Below are 6435 nucleotides of genomic sequence, written 5' to 3' on the forward strand. Positions count from 1 at the left end.
TCTCAGTTCCCTGGGCGTGTCAGGTCCCGGAATCACCTTTTGGACTGTCAGAGCCACGCCCTGCGCGCTCCAGAGCTGCGATCTCGGCCATGACGTCTCCGTTTTCAATCTTCAGGGCGATCTCGGACAGGGGCGCGCCTCCTGCAAGGGACGCAGCCGTGTCGCTCCATCGCTCCCCGGCCTGAGCATCGCCCTCACACAGCCCGGCTGAAATATCGAAACGCAGCAGGGTCGCCTCTCCACTCAGCCGACGCAGCGACCGCAACAGGGCGTGAGCCTGCGTCGCCCGTTCCCCCACGGCAGAAACACCGCCCAGAATGGGCAGCGACCCGCGGGCAAACTCCGCCCGGGTCGTATCAATGCCTGCCAGCCGCTGGATGCGATCCGTCATGACCGGATCTTCCCGCTTCAGCACTGCCGCCAGATAACGCAGGTTCCCCACGACGGCCGTCCGCAACAGGCCATCCATGTCCTGCCCGCGCCGTTGTGGACAGACAATGAAAGCACAGAGCAGCCCGATCACGCTGCCGAGCGTGTTGTCGAGCATCCGCATCCACGCCACACCCTGCGACGGCATGATCATTTCCGTCACAACGATGAACTGTGCGCTGATGAACACGACGAGCATGGTGTAATTCACCGCCCGCATCGCGATCGCGCCGATCACGAACACGGCCACCGCCGCGAGCATCTGGGCCGAGCCCGGCAGGAATGGCGTCAGCAGCAGCGCCAGCACCCCCCCGCCTACGGTCCCAAGCACACGCTCCAGCGCCCGCACGAGCGTCGTCTGTCCGGATGGCTGAACGACCAGCAGCAGGGCCACCAGAGCCCAGAAGCCGTAATCCAGCCCCAGCCACAGACTTGTCATGTAGGTCGCCAGAAGACCAACCACGAGACGCAGCGCGTGCTGCCAGATTGCTGGGGTCAGCCGTGCCACATGCCGGGGCAATTCCGTATCGAACGGCAGGCGCTCCTTCTGCGCGAGCCCCTCGGCCAGCGTCCCCAGCGTCCGCGCACTGGTCGCGACCAGTTCCCCGACCGGACCAGCCGTCGCGGGAATACTCCCTGCAAGAGCCAGTCCTTCAGCAGCGAGATGTCCAAGATCCGGTGCAGGTTCGAGGGCGGCGTCGCTGGCATGCTGGCAAAGCGCTGAAAATGCCGCCAGCGTGCCCCGCGCCTCGAAATCCAGACCGCGCGTTTCGACGAGATGCTCGACAGCCAGCATGGCCGTAAACAGGCGCTCCGCCCCGGCAAGGGATGCGATCAGACGCCCGCGCATACCATAACTTGCATGACCGGCATCGATCTGAAGCGCCAGTCCGCGTGCGCGCTCGATTGCCGTGCGCACATTCTGCCGGTGAACGGTTTCCTGTAGTCGGCCCGCAGCAATCTCGCCCGCCATCACCGAAATAAGCCGGTAACAGCCACCCACGGCCCGCCGGGCGGGCGCGTAAGGATGCAGCGGCCAGATAACGAGGCACAGGAGAATGGCCCACAGGCCCCCGCCCCCAAAGGCCCCGGCAATAACGAATGCGTCTTGAAGATCATGGGCAGGGAAGCCCGTCCCCGCCAGCATGACACAACCCAGAAGGGCACAGAGCAGCGCCATGGAGGGCCGCAACGCCCGGGCCATGCCCACCATCAGCCCTGTCACAACGAGCCAGGGCAGCACGCCCCAGAGCGGGTAAACCGCGATGAGAGACGTCACGCCCCCGAGGATCGCGCCACCGACCGTGAAAATTCCAAGGATGCGAAGCTGTTCGCGCGCGGTACCGCCGGGCTCGATCAGGCAGCTCCAGAACGCGGCAAACCCGGCCCAGGCCAGCACAGCCTGATGTTCGTAAATTGCGGGAAGAAGTGCCACCACGGTGGCGACCGCGGCCCGGCTTCCCTCAGCCGGAGCGATCTGCTCCGGACTGACGGGGACCGAATGGCGCAGCAGAAACTGCGTCAGAAAGTCGAACGGCCTGCCCCGGTTCAGGGCAGGCCGGGGTGACGGTCCAAAAGAGAGAGGATCGCGGACCATGTCTCAGCGACCGGTCAGAATACGCTCCACGAGCTGGCCGACCGTCGGGACAAAGCCGTTCGCATAGAACGGGTCAGTTCCGAAGCGCCACGCATTCGTGCCGCCAAACATGAGGTTATGATCCATGACCGTATCCTCATCCGCGCCGGGCGGAATATGGGAAATGGTCTGGAGCGTCTTCTGGATGCAGAAGGACCGCGGGTCCGCCTTCTGACCATTGGTGTACGGCTCACGCTGCATCCAGTTGGAGAACCGGCACTGCGACAGGCAGCCCATGCAGGCCGTCTGGTCAGCCAGGATCTCGCGCGCGCTTTCCGGCGTCACGAAAACCAGCGTGTCATCGGGGGTCCGGAGCGCCTCGGTGAAACCCGCAGCTTCCCATTCCGTGATGCGCGGGCGATCAGCCGCCGGGACGAAGACCTCGCGTTTGCGGGCACCGACGCCATAGGACGCCTCGTATCCGTCCCCAGCTTCCGGACTGTAAGGAACCTGCCGCTCGGAGCGCGCGCGCAGATCGTTCAGAAAGCTGTTCTTGACGGCGGAGGAGTAGAACCCGGTCGGGGAGAAGCGGTTGAGATACACATCCCCTTTCTTCAGCGTCAGAAGGCGACGCTTCCAGGCATTGGGGATGGGGCTTTCCTGCGTCAGCAGCGGACGGGTGCCGAACTGGAATGCAATCGGCCCAAGTTCCGGATTACCGATCCAGTCCTGCCATTCCTCGAGATGCCACACGCCACCGGCCATGATGATCGGCGTCTCGCCCAGTCCATAATTGCGCATGACGCGGCGCAGTTCGAGAACACGGGGATAGGGATCTTCCGGAGACAGCGGGTTTTCCGTATTGGACAGGCCGTTATGGCCACCCGCACGCCACGGGTCTTCATAGACCACGCCACCCAGCAGTTCGGGAGCCTTGCTGTACGCACGGCGCCACAGGGCGTTGAACGCACGTCCCGAAGACACGATGGGATAATAGGGAATCCCGAAACGGACCGCGATGTCCGACAGGCGATAGGGCATGCCCGCACCACAGGTCAGGCCATGAACAAGCCCCGGAGCCCCCTCGAGGATTCCGATAATGACGTCCTCGGCCCCGCCCATTTCCCACAGGATATTGACGTTGATCCGGCCCTTGCCGCCCGAGATGTCGTGGGCAATCTTCGCCTGGGCGATACCACCGTCGATCGCGTAGCGGATCAGCTCCTGCTGGCGTTCGCGGCGCGTACGGCCATGATAGATCTGCGGAACGGGATGGCCGTCCTGATCGTAGCTGTCCGCATTGACGGCCGAGATAGTTCCGATTCCACCGGCGGCGGCCCAGTGTCCGGCCGAGACGCCCGTGGAGACGGAAACACCTTTGCCCCCTTCGATCAGAGGCAGCACATCCTGACCACCAAAACGGAGGGTATCAATAGATTTCATGGGGACTGGCTGTCTCCGAAACTCAGAAAAAAAAGGCGGGGCCTTGCGAGCCCCGCCCCAACACTCATTCGGCGTCGCGACGGGGCGGACGGCCCGGCTTGGCCCCCACGCTTTCCGTAATATCGGCGCCTGTGGCCTGATCGACAACCCTCATGGAGAGCTTGACCTTACCGCGGTCATCAAATCCGATGACCTTGACCTTCACGGCATCGCCCTGCTTGACGACATCGGACGTCTTCGCAACGCGGCCTTCAGCCAGTTCAGAAATGTGAACCAGGCCGTCACGCGGGCCGAGGAAGTTCACGAACGCACCGAAATCGGCAGCCTTGACGACCTTGCCGTCATAGATGCGGCCGATTTCCGGCTCGGCGACGATGCCTTCGATGCGGGCGATGGCCTTCTGGGCCTGCTCGTCATTGGAAGCAGCGATCGTCACGGTGCCATCGTCACCGATATCGACCTTGGCACCCGAGTACTCGACGATCTCGCGGATCACCTTGCCGCCGGAACCAATCACATCACGGATTTTTTCCTTTGGCACGGAGATCGTCGTGATCTTCGGAGCATTGCCCGAAACATCCGAACGACCTTCCGTCAGCGCCTTGGCCATTTCGCCGAGGATGTGGATACGGCCTTCACGGGCCTGTTCCAGCGCGATCTTCATGATTTCCGGCGTGATGGACGTGATCTTGATGTCCATCTGCAGCGCGGTCACACCGTCAGCCGTACCCGCCACCTTGAAGTCCATGTCGCCGAGGTGATCTTCATCGCCCAGGATGTCGGACAGCACGGCGTAACCACGGTCTTCCTTGATCAGGCCCATGGCAATGCCGGCAACCGGACGCGGCAGCGGAACGCCGGCATCCATCAGCGCGAGCGAGGAACCACAGACCGTCGCCATGGAAGACGAACCGTTGCTTTCCGTGATCTCGGAAACCACACGCATCGTGTACGGGAAGGCTTCCTTGGTCGGCAGCAGCGGGTGGATCGCGCGCCATGCCAGCTTGCCGTGACCGATCTCACGACGGCCCGGGGAACCCATACGGCCACACTCACCGACTGAGTACGGCGGGAAGTTGTAGTGCAGCATGAAGTTGGAACGGTATTCACCTTCCAGCGCGTCGATGATCTGCTCGTCCTGACCCGTGCCGAGCGTTGCGACCACGAGGGCCTGCGTCTCGCCACGCGTGAACAGGGACGACCCATGGGCGCGCGGCAGGATGCCAACTTCGGCCAGAATCGGACGGACCGTCTTCAGGTCACGGCCATCGATACGGATGCCCGTCTTGAGGATGGAGCCGCGAACGACCTGTGCCTCAAGCTCCTTGAGCATCGGCTTAGCCAGTTCGACATCCAGACCTTCCTCGGCCAGGATCTCGTTGATCCGGTCCTTGGCTTCGGCGACCTTCTTGTAACGGGCCTGCTTCTGACGCTCCTTATAGGCGTCCGCCATCAGCTTGTTGCCGACCTTCTCGACGCGCTTGCGAAGGGCGATTTCTTCCTTCGTCAGCGACGGCAGATCCCACGGTGCCTTCGCAGCGTGCTCGGCCAGCGCGATGATCGCGTCGATAACCGGCTGGAAGGACGTATGACCCAGCGTGACGGCTTCAAGCATCGTCTCTTCCGAAAGCTCGCTGGCTTCGGATTCAACCATCAGCACGCCTTCAGCCGTACCGGCGACCATCAGGTCGAGCGTGCTGTCCTTGATCTCGTCATGCGTCGGGTTCACGACCAGCTTGCCGTCGATGCGGCCGATGCGCGCGCAGGCGACCGGGCCGAAGAACGGAATGCCGGACATGGTGAGAGCAGCCGAGCAACCAATCAGGGCCACGAGAGCCGGATCGTTCTCGTTGTCGTAGCTCAGGACCGTTGCGGTGATCTGGACTTCGTTGCGGAAGTTCTCCGGGAACAGCGGACGGATCGGACGATCGATCAGACGTGCGTTCAGGACTTCGGCTTCGGACGGCCGGCCTTCACGCTTGAAGAACCCACCCGGGATCTTGCCAGCGGCGTAAGCCTTTTCCTGATAGTTGACCGTCAGCGGGAAGAAGTCCTGTCCCGGCTTGACGCTCTTGGCGCCAACGGCGGTGCAGAGCACAACCGTGTCGCCGTATGTGATCATGACGGCGCCGTCTGCCTGGCGTGCGACCTTGCCGGTCTCCAGGATCAGAGGGCGTCCGGCCCATTCGATTTCCTTACGGAAATAATCAAACATGCATGTTTTCCCAAATTAAGGATGAAACCATCCCCGGGCGTCCGGCAGGTGGCGGAGCAGCGTTTCGGACGGCATGGCGGTGATGGCGGGAAGTCCCCGGCATGACACCATGTGGCCTGAAACGCCGGTCGCGCACCCGCACCGCCGGACAGGCGATGGCGGGGGTGTCCGGGAGCAGGCTCCCGGACAGATCAGCTCAGCGACGCAGGCCGAGACGCTCGATCAGGCTCTGGTAACGGGCCTGGTCCTTGCGCTTGAGATAGTCCAGCAGGCTACGACGCTGACCGACCATCATCAGAAGACCACGACGGGAGTGGAAGTCCTTCTTGTGGGTCTTCAGGTGCTCGGTCAGGTTGACGATACGCTCGGACAGGATTGCAACCTGCACTTCCGGCGAACCCGTATCCGTCTCGCTCTGCTTGTACTCAGAAATCAGTGCCGTGCGGCGTTCTGCGGTAATCGACATCGTGTTCTCCAAAAAACTCGTGGTTTTCCAGCATCCGCGCTGCCCTGAGCCGCCCATGACGGACATGACACAGACCCAGCACGTGCTCTCCGATCATCGCGCGCCACAGATGGTCTTCCCCCTGCGACGATGCCGGCAGAGGATGCACGAGGTCCGCGGGGTCTATCGACTGCCCCCAGACGAGCATCCTTCCCTCCGCATCGGTGACGGCCAGCGCCGGGATGTCGACCAGCGCGGTCGCCGCATCCAGCAGAGGAGCCGGAAGAGCATCGGCGTTGTCCACAGTTTGAGTCGATTTGTCCAGTG

4 protein-coding genes and 1 pseudogene are annotated in these 6435 nt (G+C 62.9%); all 5 read right to left on the reverse strand.

The window, feature by feature from the left end; all coding sequences use genetic code 11:
• Positions 1–19: 19 nt before the first annotated feature.
• Positions 20–2026 carry an FUSC family protein gene (locus ABF859_RS12140; RefSeq protein WP_415528038.1) on the reverse strand — a complete coding sequence of 669 codons (2007 nt, stop codon included), beginning with the start codon at positions 2024–2026 and terminating at the stop codon, positions 20–22.
• Positions 2027–2029: 3 nt separating this feature from the next.
• The gene (locus ABF859_RS12145) at positions 2030–3448 is read right to left on the reverse strand and encodes an NAD(P)H-dependent flavin oxidoreductase (protein ID WP_415528039.1); all 1419 of its coding nucleotides are present in this window, start codon (positions 3446–3448) and stop codon (positions 2030–2032) included.
• A 64-nt stretch (positions 3449–3512) separates the two neighbouring features.
• Complete coding sequence (pnp, locus tag ABF859_RS12150) at positions 3513–5663, reverse strand: polyribonucleotide nucleotidyltransferase (protein WP_415528040.1); 2151 nt, start codon at positions 5661–5663, stop codon at positions 3513–3515.
• 196 nt (positions 5664–5859) lie between these two features.
• Positions 5860–6129: a 30S ribosomal protein S15 gene (gene rpsO / locus ABF859_RS12155; RefSeq protein WP_011253110.1), complete on the reverse strand. Its 270-nt coding sequence runs from the start codon at positions 6127–6129 to the stop codon at positions 5860–5862.
• Positions 6089–6435 (reverse strand): annotated as a pseudogene (locus tag ABF859_RS12160) (tRNA pseudouridine(55) synthase TruB); the annotation flags it as partial. The gene rpsO and the pseudogene ABF859_RS12160, both read right to left, overlap by 41 nt.

This window comes from Gluconobacter sp. (assembly GCF_047722525.1).
Lineage (GTDB): Bacteria > Pseudomonadota > Alphaproteobacteria > Acetobacterales > Acetobacteraceae > Gluconobacter.